General features: G+C 39.2%; 3 protein-coding genes and 2 pseudogenes. 2 read left to right on the plus strand and 3 right to left on the minus strand.

The window, feature by feature from the left end; all coding sequences use genetic code 11:
* From WBM98_RS11080 to WBM98_RS11090, 3 genes and pseudogenes are all read right to left on the minus strand, one after another.
* Positions 1-128 (minus strand): annotated as a pseudogene (locus WBM98_RS11080) (recombinase RecX); the annotation flags it as partial.
* Between the two features lie 102 nt (positions 129-230).
* Positions 231-1,781, minus strand: a pseudogene (locus WBM98_RS11085) (Rne/Rng family ribonuclease).
* Between the two features lie 268 nt (positions 1,782-2,049).
* On the minus strand, positions 2,050-2,340 hold the full coding sequence (locus WBM98_RS11090) for an HU family DNA-binding protein (RefSeq protein ID WP_027065813.1): 291 nt from the start codon (positions 2,338-2,340) through the stop codon (positions 2,050-2,052).
* Positions 2,341-2,469: 129 nt separating this feature from the next.
* On the opposite strand from WBM98_RS11090, the gene mutY reads away from it, so the two are divergent.
* Positions 2,470-3,507 carry an A/G-specific adenine glycosylase gene (mutY, locus tag WBM98_RS11095; protein WP_424366084.1) on the plus strand — a complete coding sequence of 346 codons (1,038 nt, stop codon included), beginning with the start codon at positions 2,470-2,472 and terminating at the stop codon, positions 3,505-3,507.
* Positions 3,508-3,532: 25 nt separating this feature from the next.
* Complete coding sequence (locus WBM98_RS11100) at positions 3,533-3,997, plus strand: single-stranded DNA-binding protein (protein ID WP_424366085.1); 465 nt, start codon at positions 3,533-3,535, stop codon at positions 3,995-3,997.
* Positions 3,998-4,162 lie beyond the last annotated feature (165 nt).

Here is a 4,162-nt window from a genome sequence, read left to right on the forward strand (position 1 = left end):
GCCTCAGGGATCATGCGCATTTCCTTGAGTTTTGTAATCACATCTTTATGGCAACGTTCCTGGTAGGCACAATAGCCTTCCAGTTTTTTGGTGGCTTCAGTAATTGTGTGATTCGTATAATAATCCATCATATAAAAATAATCAATAAACAAAAAAAGCGACTCCGTTTCCGAAGTCGCTTTTAATTTTAATTTCCCCCATCTTTTAATACGATTATGAAAGTGGGTGTACTAATATATCGTTTTACCGTCTTTATCCTTAAAACGGTATTCTAGATAGGTGTATGCATCCCTTGGTTGTATCTTTATCCATTTCTTATGCTCCAAAAACCATTTGGAACGCATCGATGGAAAACCTTTGGTAAGGTAGGCTGCGATAAAAGGATGTATGTTCAAAGTGATCTTATTATCCTTTTTAGGGCCTTTCAGAAGTTTTTCAAGGTCTGAATTTATTTTGTCTATTAAAACAATCGGAGCTTCTATTTCTTGACCCGCTTGATTTGGGTCTACTTCTGTTGTCTTAATATTCATTTCGGGTCGTACCCGTTGTCTGGTAATCTGTACAAGACCAAATTTACTGGGTGGCAAGATCTTATGCTTGGCCCGGTCATCTTTCATTTCATCGCGAAGATGGTCAAAAAGCTTTCTTCTATGGGGTGCTTTTACCATATCGATAAAATCGATAACGATAATACCTCCCATATCGCGAAGACGTAATTGCCTTGCTATTTCCGAAGCGGCCAACATATTGACCTCCAAAGCGGTATCTTCTTGATTTTTAGCTTTGTTGGATCGGTTGCCACTGTTCACGTCTATAACGTGCAATGCTTCGGTATGCTCTATGATCAAATAGGCTCCTTTACTCATTGTGGCCGTTCGGCCGAAAGAAGTCTTAATCTGTCTTTCAATCCCAAATTTTTCAAATATGGGCACAGCAGAGTTGTTGTATAATTTGACTATAGATTCCTTGCCAGGGGCGATTTCCTGTACGTATTCCTTGATCTGGTTATAAAGCGTCTGATCATCAACATATATCCCCGAAAAGGAATCGTTGAAAACATCCCTAATAATACTTGAGGCTCTTTTGATCTCAACCAATACTTTTGAGGGTGTTGGAGCTTTATACAATTTCTTACACATTGCTTACCATTTGTTCAGCAAGTTTTCTAAATCTTTGTCCAGCTCGGCGACTTTTTTGTCTTCGGCGACTGTTCGGATAATAACGCCAAATCCCTTTGGCTTAATACTCTTTACAAGTCTTTTTAACCTATCTTTCTCTTCTTTGCTAGCGATCTTCTGTGAGACCGATACGCGTTCTGAAAAGGGCACCATGACCAAATATCGTCCGGCTAATGAAAGCTCGGAACTGATTCTAGGTCCTTTGGTTGAAATAGGTTCCTTAACAATCTGTACTAATAAGGATTGATTCGATTTAATGACATCATTGATGCTGCCATGTTTATCGATATCTTTTTCTAAAGGGAAGTTGTTCAAGGAATAATCCTTGAGCCTTCCAGTGCTCACTTGTTTTATGAATTTTAACATCGAAGACAATTGTGGTCCTAGGTCATGATAATGCAGAAAAGCATCTTTTTCATAACCTACATTTACAAAAGCTGCATTAAGACCGGTCACGGGTTTTCTGACTTTGGCCAAAAAAATATCGCCAACAGAAAAATCGTTGTTGTCTTCCTCTTTGTGTAATTCAGTGAGTTTTCCTTCTTTTAGTAAGGCAAAATCGACGGCGTTGGAACTAGATCTTACGATTAATTCTCTATTCACCTGATTTTATTTTTATCTGTTCTCCCCAATGATTTAGGGTGTGAACAAATAGATTAAACAATAATTATTACAGGTTGTATAAACCCGTCGAAATTCTTTTACGAATTTCTATGTCAATGAACGTATTAAACGAAAAAGTAGTTGAATACAACTACTTTTTCTTGTGTCGGTTAGCTCTTCTACGCTTCTTGCGCTTATGGGTAGCTACCTTATGTCTTTTTCTTTTCTTACCACTCGGCATAAAGTTCTTATTTAAAGATTATTAATTTTATTTAACGTGTACGTTACTTTTGACTCCTTCAACAAAAACCTTTGCCGGTTTGAATGCCGGAATATTATGTGCCGGTATTTTGATGGTCGTGTTTTTGGATATGTTTCTGCCAGTCTTTTCCGCTCTGGTCTTTATGATAAAACTACCAAATCCTCTTAGGTAAACATTGTCACCACTCTCCAAAGAGGTCTTTACCTCTTCCATAAAGGATTCAACAGTTGCTTGCACATCTCCTTTTTCAATTCCCAGTTTGTCTGAGATTTTCGATACAATTTCCGCTTTCGTCATCTTATGTAATATGTTATCTATATGTTTTTTTTCGGCTTGCAAATATATAAATTAAATTCATTCTTTTTGTCCTAATGAACTAATTTTAAGTATATAAACCGCTACTTTTAAGATATAGTATTCTGGCACATGATTTTTTCCCATAAAATTCTTCTCTGGTATATGAAAAATAAGCGAACCTTACCATGGAGACAAACCAAGGATCCATATAAGGTATGGCTATCTGAAATTATCCTGCAGCAAACAAGGGTAGCTCAGGGCTTGCCCTATTATTTGAAGTTTATAGCGCGGTTTCCCACCGTTGATGATCTGGCAAATGCCGCAGAGGAACAGGTATTGAAATTATGGCAGGGCTTAGGCTATTATTCAAGGGCCAGGAACTTACATGCTACCGCTAAAATGGTGGTTGATGACTATGGGGGGGAATTTCCCAAAACCTATCAGGGTTTATTGAAATTAAGGGGAGTAGGCGATTATACCGCAAGTGCCATAGCCTCGATCAGCTATAATATCCCAGAACCCGTGGTCGATGGTAATGTATACCGGGTACTCTCGCGTTTTTATGGGGTTGAACTGGCAATAAACAGTATCCAGGGGATCCGGTATTTTAAGCAGTTGGCGCGGGAGGTCATGGACTCTGAAAACATTAGGGATTACAATCAGGCCATTATGGAATTCGGGGCCATGCAATGTGTGCCAAAAAATCCGGATTGTGAGGCTTGCCCGCTGAATGACGCATGCATTGCACGTCAAAAAAACAAGGTTGATGAACTCCCTATAAAAATAAGCAAGGCCAAAATAAGAAACCGCTATTTTAATTATTTGGTGGTCATTGATCCCAATGACAAGACCCTTCTGCAACAACGAAAGGGAAAAGGTATTTGGCAAAATCTTTGGGAATTTCCATTATTGGAAACCAAGGAGCACATCGGTAAGGTCGAATTGGAACGTAGGTATAAGGAGGAACTTGATATCAAGGGCAATCATGAATTCTATCAATTCAACGAAAAAGACATAGTACATAAGTTATCACACCAGCATCTACACACTCGATTCTGGATTGTGAAAACCGATATGCCCTTAAAAAATGGAATTGCTTTCAGAACATTGCCAGATTTTCCTGTACCGGTTTTGATAGCCGATTTTATTAATACATTTAAAATTTAGTACTTTTGAACATTAGATAAAAATTATGAGTGGAACATTGAATAAGGTAATGCTTATCGGGCATTTGGGAGACGAAGTGAAAATGCACTATTTTGAAGGTGGTGGAAGTATAGGAAGATTCCCTTTGGCCACCAATGAGACCTATACCAGCAAGCAAACGGGCGAGCGTGTTACCAATACCGATTGGCACAACATCGTTGTGCGCAACAAGGCGGCTGAAATATGCGAAAAATATTTGAGTAAAGGAGATAAGATCTACGTCGAAGGGCGGTTAAAGAACAGACAATGGCAGGGAGAGGATGGTAATACACGATATACCACCGAGGTACATGTCCAGGATTTTACGTTCTTGACTACTAAGAAAGAAAGTGTGGCGAATGCACAGGCCGCTGCCCAACCCGCGAAACCGGTACCGCATAAGGAACCTACCAAGTCGGCTGAACCTACAATTTCAGCACAGCCTGAAGAGGAAGATGATTTGCCATTTTAACCCCAAAAATCCTAAAATTTGACTATTGGACCCAGAACCCCTTAGTTTATTTCCGACTTTTATAGCCATGGAGAGTGCTTTGGTACTCAATATATGCATCCTTGTATTCTTACTACTTTGTTCAGCACTGATTTCAGGAGCTGAGGTGGCTTTTTTCGGTTTGTC

This window comes from Maribacter sp. (assembly GCF_049667165.1).
Lineage (GTDB): Bacteria > Bacteroidota > Bacteroidia > Flavobacteriales > Flavobacteriaceae > Maribacter_A.